Here is a 16,096-nt window from a genome sequence, read left to right as displayed (position 1 = left end):
GGAGTCAGGTTGCCCCGCTCCGGCCGTTACTGCTGATTAGTGGAATTGCAAATACGCGACGTGCGTTTGCAGATATTCCTGCAAGCCGTGTTTGCCGTCTGCACCACCGACGCCTGATTTACGCCAGCCCGCGTGGAAGCCCTGCATCGCTTCAAAGTTTTCACGGTTGATGTACGTCTCACCGAATTTCAGTTGTTTCAGCGCTTTCATTGCGGTGTTGATGTTGCTGGTGTAAATCGACGACGTCAGGCCGTATTCACTGTCATTGGCCATCGCGATGGCTTCGTCCAGCGTTTTAAATGTCGCGACAGGCAACACCGGACCAAACACTTCTTCGTGCATGATCGGCATGTCCTGCTTCACATCCACCAGCACCGTTGGCTGATAGAAGAAGCCTTTGTCGCCGTGACGCTTGCCGCCCAGCAGCACTTTCGCGCCCTGTGAGACGGCTTTCGCCACCTTCTCTTCCACGCGCTGCAAGGCTGCACCGCTGATCAGCGGGCCCATATCCAGCTCTTTTTGTTCGGCAGTATTGCCAAACGTGACTTTTTTCATCGCTTCGCCGATGCGCGAAATGAATTCGTCGTACACGCCTTCCTGAACGTAAACACGTTCGGCGCAGTTACACACCTGCCCGGTATTGATGACGCGGGAGCTGACTATGGCTTTTACCGCCAGATCCAAATCGGCGTCATTCATCACGATAGCCGGGGCTTTACCGCCCAGTTCCAGCGAGACTTTCGTGACGTTCTGCGCTGCGGCGGTCATGGTGGCGATACCCGCCGCCACGCTGCCGGTCAGGCTGACCATGCCGACTTTCGGGTTGGCTGCCAGTTCCTGACCGACCGTCGGACCGTAACCGGTCACAATATTCAGCACGCCCTTTGGCAGACCAATTTTGTGGATGATTTCAGCAAAGATCACCGCGTTGTTCGGCGTGATTTCACTCGGTTTGATCACGATAGTATTACCGGTAATCAGCGCCGGTGCCGCCTTACGGGCAATCAGGAAGAACGGGAAGTTCCACGGCAAAATACCGGTGGTCACGCCGATAGCTTTTCGGAATACAAAGATGTTTTCGTTGGGACGGTCGCTCTGAATGATTTCGCCTTCGTAACGGCGCGCCCATTCCGCCATGTAATCGAGATAATCCGCGGTGAACAGCACTTCGGTTTGCGCCAGCCCGTAGGTTTTGCCACCTTCAGCAATAATGGTGTCAGTCAGTTTGGCTTCGCGCTCGCGGATACCGGCGGCGATTTTATGCAGCCATACGCCGCGTTCAACCGCAGGTAATGCTTCCCAGCCTGGTTGCGCAACTTCAGCGGCATCAATGGCTCTTCTGGCATCTTCTGCCGAGCCTTCAGGGATCTGCGAAATCACCTGTTCCGTTGCCGGATTCACAACGTCAATCCACTTACCGCCGGTGTTTTCAACGAATTCGCCGTTGATGTACATACGTTTCTGAACTGTGCTCATGTAAGGAGTCTCCAAGGTACGGATAGAGGTGATGAACGAGTTGTTAATAAAAAAGCTCTTTTTTGTGAAGTTTTAACAGCCTGTTCTATCCGTCTGGTTTTTACCTTTCCGTGATTGCCATTTAATTTTGAGAAATGGCAAAAATGTCATGGTCGGGTTGCCCGACATAACATTTCTGCAAATTGTGGTGATATCTACTGACGGACACTTCTTGGCGCATAGCCAAATTCGCGTTTGAACAATGTGGAGAAGTAATTGCTGTCGCAAAAACCGCAGTTGTGGGCGATCTCGGTAATCGGGCTGTCGCTGAAACGCAGCATATTGCGCGCATTAAGCAGGCGCAGACGGTTGAGATAATTGAGCGGCGTGCAGCCGGTTTGCTGTTTCATCTGCCGGTGCAAGGTGCGCAGCGACATCGAGAACTGCGCGGCCAGCTGCGGCCAGTCGATATCTTCGTCGTAATGTTCGTTCATCCAGTCCAGCAAATTATTCAGGTCACCGCCCTGCCCGCGATAACCCACGTCGCGGCTGCCTTTACGCAGCAATAGCAGGAGTTGCATAAAGTACAGCTCCTGCTGCGCCTGATTTTCCGGTGACAGGCTGAAGGGCTTACGCGCGAGCAGGTCAATCAGGGTTTTGGCCTGAGTTATCTGATTCGGACTGATGCGCCAGTGCGCCGGATAAATTCCGTCCACTTCCTGCGGTAACAAATCGCTGACGCCATTCAGGAAACGAAACGCATTCGGGCTGCGGTACAGCACGTTGGTCAGATGCAGATTGTCGGTATCTTCATAAAGATGGTGGTCGCTGTGACGGACAAAACAGACACTGCCGGCACTGAGGATCAGCGGCTGGTCGTTGAAAACGTGCGTGCCGGTACCCTGCTCGACCAGCACAATTTCATTGAAATCCTGATGATGATGTTCGGGAAACGTTTCCTGCGGATAACGGGGTTCAATGGCGACCGGAAAATCCCCTGAGGAAAAATACTCACTACTGCGTAGCACGGTCATTTCCAACTCCTTATTAACATTATCGTAATATCTTAGTCGTCACCGGCGCGTCTATAAGGCTGAAACTGTGATCCGCCAGCCGCTTTTGAACAAAACATTTCCCTCCTTACGAAATCCTGCGCCATCCGCCGTACCGCGTGGCTTTACACCTTATTTAAGTACGGACTTCAGAGACCGGTAAGGTGTGGTTTTCTGACCGTTTGGCATGACCGAAACAAAATTGTTATCAAATTGTGAGGTTGTACGTTTAAAACTTTGCGTCTTTGCCATAGTTAGCGCTGAACTGGCACTCGCGGAAAGGTCAGTCTGACGGCAACCTCCTAGAGTCGTGATCATGCGCCTGGCGCGTCGGCAACTTTTCGTCGTTAAACTTTTTGCAGATTTATGCGAATAGCATGCGGAGTACCAACAATGAAATTAAAACACGTACTGAGCCTTACCCTGATGGCGAGCAGCATCCTGCTGGCAGGCGCGGCATCGGCAGAAGTGAAAATTGCGCTGGTAGCGAAATCGCTGGGCAACGGTTTTTTTGAGGCGGCTAACGTCGGTGCGCAGCAGGCAGCCAAAGAACTGGGGGACGTTACGGTAATTTATACCGGCCCGACCACCACCACCGCCGAAGCGCAGATTGAAGTGCTGAACGGCCTGATCGCGCAGGGCGTCGATGCCATTGCCGTCTCCGCAAACGACCCTGATGCGCTGGTGCCGGTACTGAAAAAAGCCATGCAGCGCGGGATTAAAGTGGTGTCGTGGGATTCCGGCGTTGCTAAAGATGGCCGTCAGATCCACCTCAATCCTTCCAATAACGCGCTGATCGGCGAAACTAACGTCAAACTGGCCGCCGATGCGCTGAAAGCCCTGAACGTCGAAAAAGGCGATGTGGCAATCCTCAGCGCCACGCCTACCTCCACTAACCAGAATCTGTGGATCGCAGAGATGAAAAAGGTGCTGCCGAAATACCCTTCGGTGAATCTGGTGACTGTCGCTTATGGTGATGATCTGTCGGATAAAAGCTACCGTGAAACCATCGGATTGCTGAAATCCTACCCGGATCTGAAAGTGATTATTTCTCCGTCTTCCGTCGGTATCGTGGCGGCGGCACAGGCGGTGAAAGATCAGGGCAAAATCGGCAAGGTTTACGTAACCGGCCTGGGGTTGCCGTCTGAAATGGCGGGTGCGGTGAAATCCGGGGCAACGAAAAGTTTCGCCATCTGGAACCCGATTGATCTGGGCTACGCCGCAACGTATCTGGCAGACGATTTAGTCAAAGGCACCGCCACCAAAACCGAAGCCAGCATGGGCCGTTTAGGCAAAGTGAAACTGGATGCGGACGGCAGCGGCGCGATGGCAGAACCGTTTGTTTACGACGCCAGCAACATCGACAAATTCTCCAAAATCTTCTGATCCTGAACGCGGCTCATCGTGATGCGGTGAGCCGTTTTGTTGTGCTTAGCCAGACAGGGGAACTGAAATGACAGACTCAACGACGCCGCTTTTATCATTAAAAGGCATCAGCAAAGTCTTTCCGGGTGTCAGGGCGTTAAACAACGTTCACGTGGATTTGTATCCGGGAAAAGTAACCGCCCTGATTGGCGAAAACGGCGCGGGAAAATCGACGCTGGTGAAAGTCATGACCGGCATTTATCAGCCGGAAGAAGGCGAACTGCGTTATAAAGCGATTCCAATCAAACTGCCAAATCCCGAATCCGCACACAAAGTTGGCATTACCGCCATTCATCAGGAAACCGTGCTGTTCGACGAGCTTTCCGTCACCGAGAATATTTTTGTCGGCCATTACATCTATCGCGGGCTGTTTAAACGCCTGAACTGGCCGGTTATGCATCAGCAGGCACGCGATATTCTGACGCGCCTGGAAGTGAACATTGACCCGCACGCCACCCTGAAAGACCTGAGTATCGCGCAGCGTCATATGGTGGCGATTGCCCGTGCGCTGTCGTTTGATGCCCAGGTGGTTATTCTCGATGAACCGACCGCTGCGCTGTCGCAGCATGAAATTGTTGAGTTTTATCAGATTGTTGAACGCCTGAAACGCGAGGGTAAAGCTATCCTGTTTATCTCGCACAAGTTCGACGAGATTTTCTCCATTTCCGATTACTACACGGTTTTGCGTGATGGCAGTTATGTCGGTTCCGGCAAAATCAGCGACATCAGCGAACAACAGATGGTGACCATGATGGTCGGTCGTGAAGTGAGTCAGGCTTACCCGAAAGTGAACTGCGAGCCGGGTGACACCGTGCTCGAGGTGCAAAACCTCAGCCATCCGACCGAATTTGCAGACATTAACTTTTCACTGCGTAAAGGGGAGATCCTTGGTTTTTACGGTCTGGTCGGCGCGGGAAGAACCGAGCTGATGCAGGCGCTGTTTGGCGTCACGCAGCCAGGCGGCGGAAAAATTCTGATCAATGGCAAAGAACAACATTTCTCCCGCCCTTCCCAGGCGATCCGCGCAGGGATTGTGTACGTGCCGGAAGAGCGCCAGAAACAAGGCGCGATTATTGATCTGCCCATCAGTCAGAACATCAGCCTGCCGCAGCTCAGTCAGCTGAATCCGCGTGGGGTACTCAACGACAAAAAAGAGTGGGCGCTGGCGGATGATTACGCCCGACGTTTGCAGGTAAAAGCATCCAGCTGGAAACAGGCGGTGGGTACGCTTTCCGGCGGTAATCAGCAAAAAGTGGTGATAGCCAAATGGCTGGCGACCAAACCGGACATCATCATTCTCGATGAGCCGACTAAAGGTATAGATATCGGTTCGAAAGCGGCGGTGCATCAGTTTATGTCTGAACTGGTCGGGCGCGGGCTGGCGGTGATTATGGTGTCATCCGAATTACCGGAAGTGATGGGCATGGCCGATCGCATCATTGTGATGCATGAAGGGCTGATGGTGGCGGAATTTAATGCCGGTGAAGCCAGCGCAGAAATGATTGTCAGTGCCGCCAGCGGCGCAGGCGAGGAGGCAGCATGATCAAAAACCTGCTCAAATATCGCGAGCTGTTGCTGGCGGTGGTAATAGTGCTGATGGTGCTTGGCGTCGGCGCACGTTCGCCGGAGTTTGTGGGTGCCGGAAACCTGCTTGAAATGTTCAACGATACCTCGATTCTGATCATCCTCGCCCTCGGCCAGATGATGGTGCTGCTGACCAAAGGGATCGACTTATCGATGGCCGCCAATCTGGCGCTGACCGGCATGATCGTCGCGCTGATTAACTTCCATTATCCCGATATTCCGGTGTGGTCGCTGGTTGTGCTGGCGACAGTTCTCGGACTGGTGATGGGCGCGATTAACGGCCTGCTGGTGTGGAAAGTCGGTATTCCGCCGATTGTGGTCACGCTTGGCACCATGAGCATTTATCGCGGCATTATCTTTCTGCTTTCCAACGGCGGCTGGATCAATGCTCACCAGATGAGCCCGCAATTCCTCAGCCTGCCACGTGCCACTTTTATCGGCCTGCCGCTGCTCGGCTGGTGTGCGATTGCAGCACTGATTCTGGTGGCCTATTTCCTGCGTTACAGCCGCACCGGACGCGCTTTGTATACCGCAGGCGGCAACGCCACGGCGGCATATTACACCGGCATCAACGCCGGTAAAATGCAGTTCGTCAGCTTCTGTCTTTCCGGCGCGCTGGCCGGTTTTTGCGGCTATCTGTGGATTTCACGCTTCGCTGTCGCTTACGTCGATGTTGCTAACGGCTTTGAGTTGCAGATTGTCGCGGCGTGCGTCATCGGCGGGATCAGCACCATGGGCGGCATCGGCTCGGTGGTCGGCTGCCTGCTCGGCGCGCTGTTCCTCGGCGTCATCAACAATGCCCTGCCGGTGATTGAAGTGTCGCCGTTCTGGCAGATGGCGATTTCCGGCGGCGTGATCGTGATTGCCGTCATCCTCAACGAACGCGCCAATAAACGTAAGGGACGGCTGATCCTGCGCCATTCTCCTGCCGTCCAGCCTGTGCGAACTGAAACCGGAGCAAGATCATGAGTAAGACCTTAACTTCGCGCAACACGCCGCATTCAACTGCCGGAGAAAAATCCACCATGTCCGTCACGCCGTTTTTCCGCCGCCTGATGTGCTGGGAAGGATTTTTGCTGCTGGTAACGCTGCTGGTGTTTGTGGTGAATGCGTTCGCTTCGCCGTATTTCCTCAACATCTGGAATCTGTCGGACGCGACGTTTAACTTCACCGAAAAAGCCATCATCGTGCTGCCGATGGCGATGCTGATTATCGCCCGTGAAATCGACCTGTCGGTCGCCTCCACCATGGCGCTCAGTTCCACCGTGATGGGATTCTGCGCGCAGGCCGGTTTACCGACACCCGCGCTGGTGGGCGTCGGGCTGAGCGTGGGATTGTTATGCGGCCTGATCAACGGGCTGCTGGTGACGCGGCTGAATCTGTCGTCAATCGTGATTACTATCGGCACCATGAGCCTGTTCCGTGGCATCACGTATGTGCTGCTCGGTGATCAGTCGCTGAATAAATATCCCGCCAGTTTTGCGTGGTTCGGTCAGGGATATGTCTGGGGGCCGCTGTCGTTTGAATTCGCCCTGTTCCTGGTACTCGGCGCGGTGTTTTATTTCCTGCTGCATAAAACCAACTTTGGCCGCCGTACGTATGCCATCGGCAACAATCCGGTCGCGGCGTGGTATTCCGGGATTAACGTGAAACGCCACAACCTGACGCTGTTCGTGCTGGTCGGTGTAATGTCCGGACTGGCGGCAGTGCTGCTGACGTCGCGCCTCGGCAGTACGCGTCCGACGCTGGCACTCGGCTGGGAACTGAGCGTGATCACCATGGCAGTGCTCGGCGGCGTCAGCGTGCTCGGCGGATCCGGCAGCATGACCGGCGTGATCATCGCCGCGTTCCTGATGGGCTTGCTGACCTTTGGACTCAGCCTGCTGAATGTGCCGGGGATTGTGATGTCGGTGATTGTCGGCGCGATGCTGATCGTGGTGATTTCATTGCCGGTGTTGTACCGCAAGGTGCTGGCGCGGAGGAAATGACTGTCTGGCTCTCCGTCTCCGAGCGGAGAGCCAGTTTTTTTTACCCGCCCTGTCCTCCGACAATAACCCCACAGGATTTATTTCTCCTTGCAATACTTGCTTCCCGCCGCCCTCCTCCCGTAGTTTAAAACCAAATGTCTGTTTCTGAATGTCTTGAACAATGGGGAAAACATATGCGGATTTTAGTTGTGGGTGCTGGTGCGACCGGCGGGTATTTCGGGGCACGTCTGGCGCAGGCCGGGCAGGATGTGACGTTTCTTTTACGTGAAAAACGCGCGCTTGCGGTTGAGCAAAACGGGCTGACTGTCCACAGTCCGCACGGTGATTTCCATTTCCAGCCTAATGTCTTACAGGCCTCGCAGCTCACCGGTCCCTATGACCTGATTTTACTGACCGTGAAAAGCTTCGGGCTGGAAGCGGCGATGAAAGACATCGCGCCGGTTGTCGGTGAAAATACCATGGTGATGCCGGTTCTTAACGGCATGAAGCACATGGAGACGCTGAGTCAGCGTTTCGGCGAGCACGCCCTGATCGGCGGATTATGCAAAATCAACGCAACACTGGATGCGGATGGGCATATTCACCAGATGACGCCATTGCACCAGATTATTTATGGCGAACTCTCCGGCGAAAAAACCGAACGTATTCTGAAAGTCGATCAGGCGTTTCAGAGCGCAGGCGTTGAAGCCATCCTTTCTGAAACGATTATCACGGATTTGTGGGAGAAGTGGCTGCTGCTTTCAAGCCTCGGCGCCATCACCTGCTCCATGCGCGGCAATATCGGTCAGGTAGCTTCAGCACCGGGCGGAACAGAGTTCGCCCAGGCTATTGTCACCGAAGCCCTGACCACCATGAAAGCCTTTGGCTACGCGGAACGCGCGGCGGCGGTCGCAAAAGTCAGGGAAGCGGTGACGGATAAAAACTCGCCACAAACCTCGTCCATGTACCGCGATATGATGCAGGGTTACCCTATCGAAGCAGAGCAGATTGTTGGTGATTTAGTAGAGCGCGCAACGCGTGTGGGGATCAGCGTACCGCATTTGCAGGCCGCTTATACACATTTGTGTGTTTATCAGAAGAACTACTTAAAACAGTAAAACCTTTCCGCCTGTTCATGCAAATTTCAACGCTGAACGGGCGCATTCTGTTGAATTACGCTACGAGAAGATTACGTGGAAGCACAATGATGGGAACATCATATTTTCTGACTCGTGGAATGATCGCCAAACTGCATAATTAAAAAGGGTAAAATGCCCCTTAATCATAAAGCCATTTACCCGCCCTAGCCGATTCTGCAAACATTCTCACCGTTAAAGGCTTTCTGATCTTTTCAACATCCTTACGCTTAGCCTTAAACCAGCGAGTTAAAAAAGGAAGGTTTTCCCAAGGAAAATAGTGGGACCAATTTACGACTGAAAGATCCACTTTAAAGGTTTTTTCATAGGCTTCGAGAGCACATATGAAATCATCACCCGGAGCAAAATCCTGTAGCTCAGTATCAAACTCAAGCGACACTTCCCTTTTTAAATCGAAATCGTAGTATCCAGGTATTTCCTCGCGGAACATTAACAAAACTTTTTCGTCCATTAAAAGTACGTCCATTCAATACGATCTTCTGGATGGGCGATTAAGTTATATTTCGATCTGGTTTCAGTTGCCACCTGCTGGACTAATATGATTGCCATTGCATATCCAACAAAGGGCACATATCTATCAATCAATGCAGCCCATTTAGTGGTTCTACGCATAGCCAGAGTATTGAAAGTCTTACCAACCGGCGTCCACGCTTTAAGGCTAAAGGGTAGTTTGGCTTGCTTTAAAAGTGCTCTTGTTAGCTTTGACGCCACGCTGGTTCCCGTTATTGCAGTTACCATTTTGCCCGGAACCGGAATGTAAGGCAGCCCTGTAATAATGAGAACTGTAGCCGTAGTGTCTAAGCCGAGGTGGTTCGCTAAGCTTTCAATAAAAATTAATCCGAATAACTCTTGATTACTCAGACTCGCATGACCGTGGTAGAAGTACGTCCCGTTTAGCGTTTCGGTAGTATCCATTTTCAATGTCCATTTTATTAGAAGGGTTTTAGAATACTGCTGTGTTCATAAGCAGGCAAAGGGAATTCTATGTGCGGACGCTTCACGCAGCAGGAGCCCCGCTAACAGTAATAAACATCTGAAAATCAGACTATTACGACCTTCGATAATTGTGCCCCGCTGGATAAAGGAATACTTTGAAGCCTCACTTTTAAAATGGATTTTTTGAAAATGGCTATACCAGCTTATTTATGGCTTAAAGACGATGGCGGCGCACTGATTAAAGGCGGTGTGGATGTTATCGGGCGGGAATACAGCATCGAAGTAAAAGGATTCCATCATAATCTGATGACGCCAACTGATGATCGTACAGGGAAAATTACGGGAACACGTATTCATTCCCCTATGATGCTGGTGAAAGATTTTGACTGTTCAAGCCCATATATCTACAAAGCAGTGGCAACGGTTCAATGCCTTGCTTCGGCTGAATTCAAATGGTATCGGATTAATGATGCAGGTCAGGAAGTTGAGTATTTCAACAAGCTGTTAGAAGGTGTGCGGATTGTCTCTATTTCCCCAGTAATGGGTCATTCAAGCAATCCTAATGAAAACCATATGGAATCTGTTGAATTACGCTACGAGAAGATTACGTGGAAGCATAACGATGGCAATATCATCTATGCTGATTCATGGGATGACCGCCAGACTGCATAATGTGAAAAGGGGCATACCGCCCCTTAATCATATAGCCAATGACCCGCCTTTGCTGATTCGATAATCATCTCGACCGTAAGCGGCTTGTAAACTCGACGTTGTAATTTCTTCCACCATAACCACACAGGCCATTCTGGTTCAAAATAATTATCTAAATTAAAGTTATCGTACGAAATACCGTACCGGGTAAACAAATCTACTAACATTTCTTCTAATTCTTCCTGAAGATAATTAAAATGCTCCTGAAAGGTCCATTCTTTAAGAACTTTTTGCTTTCGTACGCTATATTTATCAGTGATGTAACTTAAAATCTCTTTCTCATCGACCATCAGAAATACGTCCATTCAATACGGTCTTTCGGCCGTGCAATCAGATTATATTTATTCCTGGTTTTTCTGGCTATGATTCCAAATATGATCATGGCAGGAATTGTTCCTCCGACATACGGCGCATAACGCCCGACAGCAGCACCAACACTTTTTGTCATGCGGGTTTTCATGAAACCTACAGGTGTTGCCACTGGTTCAACAAAGCGCATATCTTTAAAAATTCTTCGAGAAAGTTTTGAAGCGACGCTGGTCCCCCAGGTTGAATCCCCCAATCCCTTCGGTTTTGGAAGAATTGGCCAGCCTGCAATGATCATCGCAGAGGTTTCTATAGCGAGCCCTTGATGCTCAGCAAAGGACTCCGCAAAAATCAACCAAAATAACTCCTGAGCGCTTACATTGGCATGACCGTGATAGAAGTACGTCCCGTTTAGCGTTTCGGTAGTATCCATTCTCAATATCCATTTGATTCGCAGGGCTTTAGAATACTGCCGCATTCATAAGCAGACAATGTGCCCCCTCGCACTGAATATCATCATTGCTCCTTCCATCACGTTAATCGGTCTGTTGATACCAGAACCTTGCAACGGTTTCATTGATCCACGCATCCGCGGGCTATTTTTTTCCCGGTAACATCCTGATCAGCGTGTTATCGCGCCGGCGATAGTGATGCCAGAGAGCCGCCAGAGTATGTAATCCGATGAGGTAATACCCCGCGTTAGCGAGCCATTCATGCAGCGTTTTTAATAGTTTCTGTAACGGTAAATTCGGAAACACGCTTTTCGGCATAAGGATGTTAAACATCGTCCAGTCATGCCCGCCATAATATTGTGACAAAATACCCATCACCGGTAAGCTGAGAAACATCAGATATATAAGAATCTGCGCGCCACCTGAAAAATAATGCTGCCAGCGCGGCAACGCGGGTTTGACCGGTGGCGTAACATACATCCCGCGAACAAACAGCCGTATACACATCAGAAATAATACGCAAAATCCCAGACTGTAATGCGTCAGGGCTAATAACTCCCGCAAGGGCGTGCCTTTTGCAAAACACCCTTTTATATCCATCGTGGTATAGGTCATTACCACTAAAACAAACACCAGCCAGTGGAGCAAAATTTGAACGGAAGAATATCGGGTACGCATAGCATTTCCGGTAAACGAAGAGACGTTAACCATACTTGCTGAGACTTAAGCTTACATTAAGAGGAATGAGCACCGGCGAGAAATGATCGGATACAGGGGTATTACGATGTTAAAAAAGGGAATAGCGCAGTGAGAAAGAAGAGGCAAAAAAGTGTGTTATCTGCCCCGCAGTTTGCAGGGCAGAAAACACTGAACACATCAGTAGCCTGATTAACGCGCGATCAGGAAACTCTCTAATGTTGCACCACCATCCAGCGCCGCTTTAATGGCAGAAGGAGTGCGGCCCTGGCCGGTCCAGGTTTTTTTAGAACCGTCGGTATCGGTATACTCATAGATTGCCGGGCGTGGTTTACGCTTGGCTTTACCGGATTCTTTGGTTGTCTGGTGACCCAGCAGGTCATCAATAGCGATGCCGTCGTTTGCCAGCATTTCACGGTATTTCAGTAATTTTTCGTCACGTTCCTGCTGCTGCGCACTGCGCGCTTTCACATTTTCGCGTGATTCTTCAACAATTGCAGTCAGCTTCTCGAGAATTTCTTCCAGAGTGCTGAGTGGCATTTCACGAGCCTGTGCCCGAAGTGTACGGATATTATTCAAAACGTTTAACGCGTTGTCCATGATGTGCTCACTTTAGAGGGGTATCATTAAATTAGTGACCCTGATTCTACACAAAGAAATAATGATATCAATTGCGCCAGCAGAATATTATGCACCGTGACACAACGGTGGCAGTCACCACTCTTTTTCTTTAATTGTTAATACTCCCTCTCATAACAACTTGTTGTCGCTGAGTAATTAAAACTTTTACGAAGAAATCACTTTAAACACCTAAAAAACGCCAGAAAAATATTATTAATCACAATTTGCACACTTTGATAATAGTGTCAGTCCGTGAATAAACTATGTTGTTATTATGTACAAATTTGTCAAAGTCTGGTCTTTAGGTGCGAAGCATTACTCTTTTCTGAATAATCATTTCGGTAAAACGGGTTAGAAAAAGCATCTTCTGCACCATTTTTTAGAAGCGATTAAACAACTCCGACGGTAAAATGAGACTTAAATCACAAAATAAGACCCCTGACCGTTATGTTCAAAACCATTTTTGTTGTTTGTGCTGGCTGTGTAGCGCTGAAACTTGCGCTGGACTGGCAGATCATTTTGCAGGTAGCTGAAGGCTGATTGTCAGTTCCCTGGCCATCTTCGCAAACTCAGACAAGTTTCTGGTCAGGATCCCCCGCCGCCACACCAGCCAGGTCATCAGATAACGATAATTGTCAGCCAGCGGCCAGATACTCACCGTACTGCTGCCCGGCATACTTTCCAGCATACTGCGTGGCATCAGCGCCAGTCCGCCGCCTGCAATGACGCAGGCCAGCATGCCGTGATAGGACTCCATCTCGTAAATTTTCCCCGGCGCTGCACCATCATCCGCGAACCAGCTTTCAAAATGACGCCGGTAAGAACAGTTGGAGCGAAATGCATACACAATTTCTCCGTTTACGTCCTGCCCGCGTGTGACCGGTGCATGATGCAGCGGCGCAACAATCACCATTTCCTCCGGATATACCGGCACACCATCCAGCACAGGATGCAGGACGGGCCCGTCGACAAACGTTGCCTCCAGCTCGCCCTCGAGCAATTTATCCAGCAATTCACCCGACGGACCTGTACTCAACGCCAGTTCAACTTTGGTGAACTGCTGATGATATCGCGCCAGCAACGCCGGAATACGCACGGCGGCGGTACTTTCCAGCGCCCCCAGTGCGAAAATCCCCTGCGGTTCTGTTCCGGCCACCGACAACCGCGCTTCTTCCACTAAATCCAGGATCCGGTTGTTGTAATCGAGAAAATTACGCCCTGCTGGCGAAAGACGTAACCGCTGATTCTCGCGGATGAATAATTCGACGCCCAGCTCCGCCTCAAGCTGCTTAATGCGTGTTGTCAGATTCGACGGAACACGATGTACCCGCTGTGCAGCGGCGCTGATACTGCCGGTTTCAGCAACGGCACGGAACATCTCAAGCTGTGAGAGATTCATAAGCTTTCTCAAAAAGTGAATGGTTTACTTATTTTTATTCATTTTTATTAAAACACGCAACCCTCTATTCTGAACGCACTGGTTTAACGAGGAATAAACAATGACGACGACAAATTCGCAAACACATGCCATTTCGCAAAATCCGTTCACCGGCGAACGTATCGCTGAATATCCTTTTGACACCACGCTGGCACTGGAAGCGGCGGTTTCGCAGGGCAGCGCGGCATTTAAGCAATGGCGCAAAACTGACGTCCAACAGCGGGCAAAGCTGCTGGTCAATCTGGCCGCCGAACTGCGCTCCGCCAGCGAAGACATCGCCCGCATGATCACCCTCGAAATGGGCAAGCCGGTGAAACAGGCGCGTGCTGAAGTGGAAAAGTCAGCCGGATTGTGTGAGTGGTACGCTAAAAACGGTCCGGCAATGCTGGCTCCGGAACCGACAATGGTCGATAACGGCGAGGCGCACATTCATTACCGCCCTTCCGGAATGATCCTGGCGATTATGCCGTGGAATTTTCCGGTGTGGCAGATTTTGCGCGGTGCCGTGCCGGCGTTGCTGGCGGGTAATACTTTCCTGTTAAAACCGGCGCCGAACGTGATGGGCACCACGTATCTGGTGAAACAGGCCGCGCTGAAAGCTGGTTTTCCGGCCGGTGCGTTTGGTGTGATTAATGTCGGAAATCCGGCAGTGGCAGAACTGATTGCTGACCCGCGCGTCGTTGCCGTGACGGTGACAGGCAGCGTGCGTGCCGGTGCGGCAATTGCAGAGCTGGCAGGTAAGTCTCTGAAAAAATGTGTGCTGGAACTGGGCGGTTCAGACCCGTTCATCGTACTCAATGACGCCAGTCTGGATGAAGCCGTAAAAGCGGCGGTCGCCGGTCGTTATCAGAACACCGGGCAAGTCTGTGCTGCGGCGAAGCGCTTCATCGTGGAAGAAGGTGTGCTGGAAGCCTTCACTGCGAAATTTGTGGCCGCCGCACAGGCGCTGGTGACGGGCGATCCGCTGGATGACGCGACCTATATCGGCCCGATGGCGCGTTATGATTTGCGTGATGAACTGGATAAACAGGTTCAGGATACGCTGGCAGAAGGCGCAACCCTGCTGCTCGGCGGCGAGAAAATTGCCGGAAACGGTAATTTCTATGCGCCGACTATTTTAAGCAATGTGACGCCTGAAATGACCGCATTCCGCCAGGAACTGTTCGGTCCGGTCGCCGCCATTACGGTCGCGCGCGATGCTGACCATGCCGTCGAACTGGCTAATGACAGCGATTTTGGTCTGAGTGCGACGATCTTCACGACTGACCTTGCGCGGGCAGAAGAGATGACGAATGAACTGGAAACCGGCGGTGTGTTTATCAACGGTTACAGTGCATCCGATCCGCGTGTTGCGTTCGGTGGAGTGAAAAAAAGCGGCTATGGTCGTGAGCTTTCACACTTCGGTTTACGCGAGTTCTGTAACGTGCAGACCGTGTGGAGCAACCGGAAATAACACCCGCCGCGATCCGTAAAGGGTATAAAAGAAATCTCATCCGGGCGCGAAAGTGCCCGTTATCTTTTCCCTTCCTTTTATTCATGTCAAAAATAACGAACCTGTAACGAAATGAAAGCATCTTCTTTTAAAATCGCGTTAATTGTGGCGAAACCCTTCTTAACAAGAAATTAGCAATTAAAGCTAAAGTTCGTCACATGAAAAGGTGTTTATTAATGTTGTGCCGATGAATTGACGGCAACGTAATATCCGATTCAGACAGTGAACTCTTAAGGGATAACTCCATGAAAGGCTTAGTAAATGATGTTTTATCCATATTCTATCCGAAGTCTGTTAAGCCTGTTTTGATCCGCAGCGGATTATCACATCGTGAAATAGCCTCCCTGCAAGCTGTTGGTGTAACAACGGTTTCCTGGGCTACCTCCATGGAAGAACTCAACAATGCGATTGTTAAAAAAGCGTTAGATGCAGGTGCGGTCGGTTATCACATTACTAATGTGGAATCCCATAAACCGGGTAAAGAGGAACAACACGTCATGGCAGCCACCGCGACGTTTTATCATATCAACCATAAAGTGGCCTATGACTGATGTTTCCTGACAGTTTAAGTAAAATATAAAAAGCCGCATACCGGACAGGTCTGCGGCTTTTTTATTTAATTCGCCTTTCAATATCATTTCTCTGAACGCCCTTCTGACTACTCATCCCCCGATTGCGACTGACACACCCTGACGTCATCCCTTTTGATCTCACCGGAATTAGCCGTTTTTTACTCGCTATTTGAGCAATGGCATTAGGAACATTCTTATAACATCACCAAAACAACCACACAAAAAGACGCCT

17 protein-coding genes and 1 pseudogene are annotated in these 16,096 nt (G+C 50.7%); 9 read left to right on the top strand and 9 right to left on the bottom strand.

Translation table 11 applies throughout. The features are described from left to right. Positions 1-36: 36 nt before the first annotated feature. Together aldA and rhaS (UC15_RS05095) are read right to left on the bottom strand one after the other, a co-directional pair. Entirely contained in the window at positions 37-1,476 is a 1,440-nt protein-coding gene (gene aldA / locus UC15_RS05100) for an aldehyde dehydrogenase (RefSeq protein WP_112287431.1), read from the bottom strand. A 194-nt stretch (positions 1,477-1,670) separates the two neighbouring features. Then, a complete protein-coding gene (gene rhaS / locus UC15_RS05095) occupies positions 1,671-2,489 on the bottom strand; it encodes an HTH-type transcriptional activator RhaS (RefSeq protein WP_112287430.1) in 819 nt (272 codons plus the stop codon). Positions 2,490-2,900: 411 nt separating this feature from the next. Between rhaS (UC15_RS05095) and rhaS (UC15_RS05090) the strand changes: the two genes are divergently transcribed. The 6 genes and pseudogenes from rhaS (UC15_RS05090) to UC15_RS05065 form a co-directional block, all read left to right on the top strand. Then, on the top strand, positions 2,901-3,893 hold the full coding sequence (rhaS, locus tag UC15_RS05090) for a rhamnose ABC transporter substrate-binding protein (RefSeq protein WP_112287429.1): 993 nt from the start codon (positions 2,901-2,903) through the stop codon (positions 3,891-3,893). Positions 3,894-3,960: 67 nt separating this feature from the next. Continuing rightward, a complete protein-coding gene (locus tag UC15_RS05085; RefSeq protein WP_112287428.1) occupies positions 3,961-5,475 on the top strand; it encodes a sugar ABC transporter ATP-binding protein in 1,515 nt (504 codons plus the stop codon). Beyond that, positions 5,472-6,485 (top strand): ABC transporter permease, encoded by a 1,014-nt coding sequence (locus UC15_RS05080; RefSeq protein ID WP_112287427.1) that lies wholly within the window; start codon positions 5,472-5,474, stop codon positions 6,483-6,485. The genes UC15_RS05085 and UC15_RS05080 overlap by 4 nt, the downstream gene beginning before the upstream one ends. Positions 6,486-6,541: 56 nt before the next feature. After that, positions 6,542-7,504, top strand: coding sequence for an ABC transporter permease (locus tag UC15_RS05075; RefSeq protein ID WP_112287450.1), 963 nt, complete (start codon positions 6,542-6,544; stop codon positions 7,502-7,504). Positions 7,505-7,677: 173 nt separating this feature from the next. Continuing rightward, positions 7,678-8,601, top strand: a complete 924-nt coding sequence (gene panE / locus UC15_RS05070) for a 2-dehydropantoate 2-reductase (protein WP_112287426.1) — start codon at positions 7,678-7,680, stop codon at positions 8,599-8,601. A gap of 43 nt (positions 8,602-8,644) precedes the next feature. Beyond that, a pseudogene (locus tag UC15_RS05065) lies at positions 8,645-8,740 on the top strand (type VI secretion system tube protein Hcp); the annotation flags it as partial. A gap of 21 nt (positions 8,741-8,761) precedes the next feature. Here UC15_RS05065 and UC15_RS05060 read toward each other — a convergent pair. Both UC15_RS05060 and UC15_RS05055 read right to left on the bottom strand, forming a co-directional pair. Then, entirely contained in the window at positions 8,762-9,106 is a 345-nt protein-coding gene (locus UC15_RS05060; RefSeq protein WP_112287425.1) for a DUF1493 family protein, read from the bottom strand. Continuing rightward, positions 9,091-9,555 (bottom strand): STM2901 family protein, encoded by a 465-nt coding sequence (locus UC15_RS05055; protein WP_112287424.1) that lies wholly within the window; start codon positions 9,553-9,555, stop codon positions 9,091-9,093. The genes UC15_RS05060 and UC15_RS05055 overlap by 16 nt, the downstream gene beginning before the upstream one ends. Positions 9,556-9,765: 210 nt before the next feature. On the opposite strand from UC15_RS05055, the gene UC15_RS05050 reads away from it, so the two are divergent. Then, positions 9,766-10,248: an Hcp family type VI secretion system effector gene (locus tag UC15_RS05050; RefSeq protein WP_112287449.1), complete on the top strand. Its 483-nt coding sequence runs from the start codon at positions 9,766-9,768 to the stop codon at positions 10,246-10,248. Between the two features lie 23 nt (positions 10,249-10,271). On the opposite strand, the gene UC15_RS05045 is transcribed toward UC15_RS05050, so the two are convergent. The 5 genes from UC15_RS05045 to UC15_RS05025 all read right to left on the bottom strand — a co-directional run bounded on the left by UC15_RS05045 (position 10,272) and on the right by UC15_RS05025 (position 13,761). Beyond that, complete coding sequence (locus UC15_RS05045; RefSeq protein WP_232829817.1) at positions 10,272-10,577, bottom strand: DUF1493 family protein; 306 nt, start codon at positions 10,575-10,577, stop codon at positions 10,272-10,274. Further along, positions 10,577-11,026 (bottom strand): STM2901 family protein, encoded by a 450-nt coding sequence (locus UC15_RS05040; protein ID WP_112287423.1) that lies wholly within the window; start codon positions 11,024-11,026, stop codon positions 10,577-10,579. The genes UC15_RS05045 and UC15_RS05040 overlap by 1 nt, the downstream gene beginning before the upstream one ends. Before the next feature lie 163 nt (positions 11,027-11,189). After that, the gene (locus UC15_RS05035) at positions 11,190-11,723 is read right to left on the bottom strand and encodes a cytochrome b (protein ID WP_112287422.1); all 534 of its coding nucleotides are present in this window, start codon (positions 11,721-11,723) and stop codon (positions 11,190-11,192) included. Between the two features lie 210 nt (positions 11,724-11,933). Continuing rightward, entirely contained in the window at positions 11,934-12,341 is a 408-nt protein-coding gene (locus UC15_RS05030) for an H-NS family nucleoid-associated regulatory protein (RefSeq protein WP_112287421.1), read from the bottom strand. A gap of 535 nt (positions 12,342-12,876) precedes the next feature. Then, on the bottom strand, positions 12,877-13,761 hold the full coding sequence (locus UC15_RS05025; protein ID WP_112287420.1) for a LysR family transcriptional regulator: 885 nt from the start codon (positions 13,759-13,761) through the stop codon (positions 12,877-12,879). A 100-nt stretch (positions 13,762-13,861) separates the two neighbouring features. Here UC15_RS05025 and UC15_RS05020 point away from each other — a divergent pair, with 100 nt between their 5' ends. Then, a complete protein-coding gene (locus tag UC15_RS05020) occupies positions 13,862-15,253 on the top strand; it encodes an aldehyde dehydrogenase family protein (RefSeq protein ID WP_112287419.1) in 1,392 nt (463 codons plus the stop codon). Positions 15,254-15,537: 284 nt separating this feature from the next. Continuing rightward, complete coding sequence (locus UC15_RS05015) at positions 15,538-15,843, top strand: DUF1471 domain-containing protein (RefSeq protein WP_112287418.1); 306 nt, start codon at positions 15,538-15,540, stop codon at positions 15,841-15,843. The last annotated feature ends 253 nt before the right edge of the window (positions 15,844-16,096 follow it).

Source organism: Rahnella sp. AN3-3W3 (assembly GCF_003263545.1).
GTDB lineage: Bacteria > Pseudomonadota > Gammaproteobacteria > Enterobacterales > Enterobacteriaceae > Rahnella > Rahnella variigena.
This window is presented reverse-complemented; position numbering and strand designations above follow the sequence as displayed.

Coding starts and splice junctions, on each gene's coding strand:
- aldA (WP_112287431.1), bottom strand. CDS start 1,476: ATGAGCACAGTTCAGAAACGTATGTACATCAACGGCGAATTCGTTGAA.
- rhaS (WP_112287430.1), bottom strand. CDS start 2,489: ATGACCGTGCTACGCAGTAGTGAGTATTTTTCCTCAGGGGATTTTCCG.
- rhaS (WP_112287429.1), top strand. CDS start 2,901: ATGAAATTAAAACACGTACTGAGCCTTACCCTGATGGCGAGCAGCATC.
- UC15_RS05085 (WP_112287428.1), top strand. CDS start 3,961: ATGACAGACTCAACGACGCCGCTTTTATCATTAAAAGGCATCAGCAAA.
- UC15_RS05080 (WP_112287427.1), top strand. CDS start 5,472: ATGATCAAAAACCTGCTCAAATATCGCGAGCTGTTGCTGGCGGTGGTA.
- UC15_RS05075 (WP_112287450.1), top strand. CDS start 6,542: ATGTCCGTCACGCCGTTTTTCCGCCGCCTGATGTGCTGGGAAGGATTT.
- panE (WP_112287426.1), top strand. CDS start 7,678: ATGCGGATTTTAGTTGTGGGTGCTGGTGCGACCGGCGGGTATTTCGGG.
- UC15_RS05060 (WP_112287425.1), bottom strand. CDS start 9,106: ATGGACGTACTTTTAATGGACGAAAAAGTTTTGTTAATGTTCCGCGAG.
- UC15_RS05055 (WP_112287424.1), bottom strand. CDS start 9,555: ATGGATACTACCGAAACGCTAAACGGGACGTACTTCTACCACGGTCAT.
- UC15_RS05050 (WP_112287449.1), top strand. CDS start 9,766: ATGGCTATACCAGCTTATTTATGGCTTAAAGACGATGGCGGCGCACTG.
- UC15_RS05045 (WP_232829817.1), bottom strand. CDS start 10,577: ATGGTCGATGAGAAAGAGATTTTAAGTTACATCACTGATAAATATAGC.
- UC15_RS05040 (WP_112287423.1), bottom strand. CDS start 11,026: ATGGATACTACCGAAACGCTAAACGGGACGTACTTCTATCACGGTCAT.
- UC15_RS05035 (WP_112287422.1), bottom strand. CDS start 11,723: ATGCGTACCCGATATTCTTCCGTTCAAATTTTGCTCCACTGGCTGGTG.
- UC15_RS05030 (WP_112287421.1), bottom strand. CDS start 12,341: ATGGACAACGCGTTAAACGTTTTGAATAATATCCGTACACTTCGGGCA.
- UC15_RS05025 (WP_112287420.1), bottom strand. CDS start 13,761: ATGAATCTCTCACAGCTTGAGATGTTCCGTGCCGTTGCTGAAACCGGC.
- UC15_RS05020 (WP_112287419.1), top strand. CDS start 13,862: ATGACGACGACAAATTCGCAAACACATGCCATTTCGCAAAATCCGTTC.
- UC15_RS05015 (WP_112287418.1), top strand. CDS start 15,538: ATGAAAGGCTTAGTAAATGATGTTTTATCCATATTCTATCCGAAGTCT.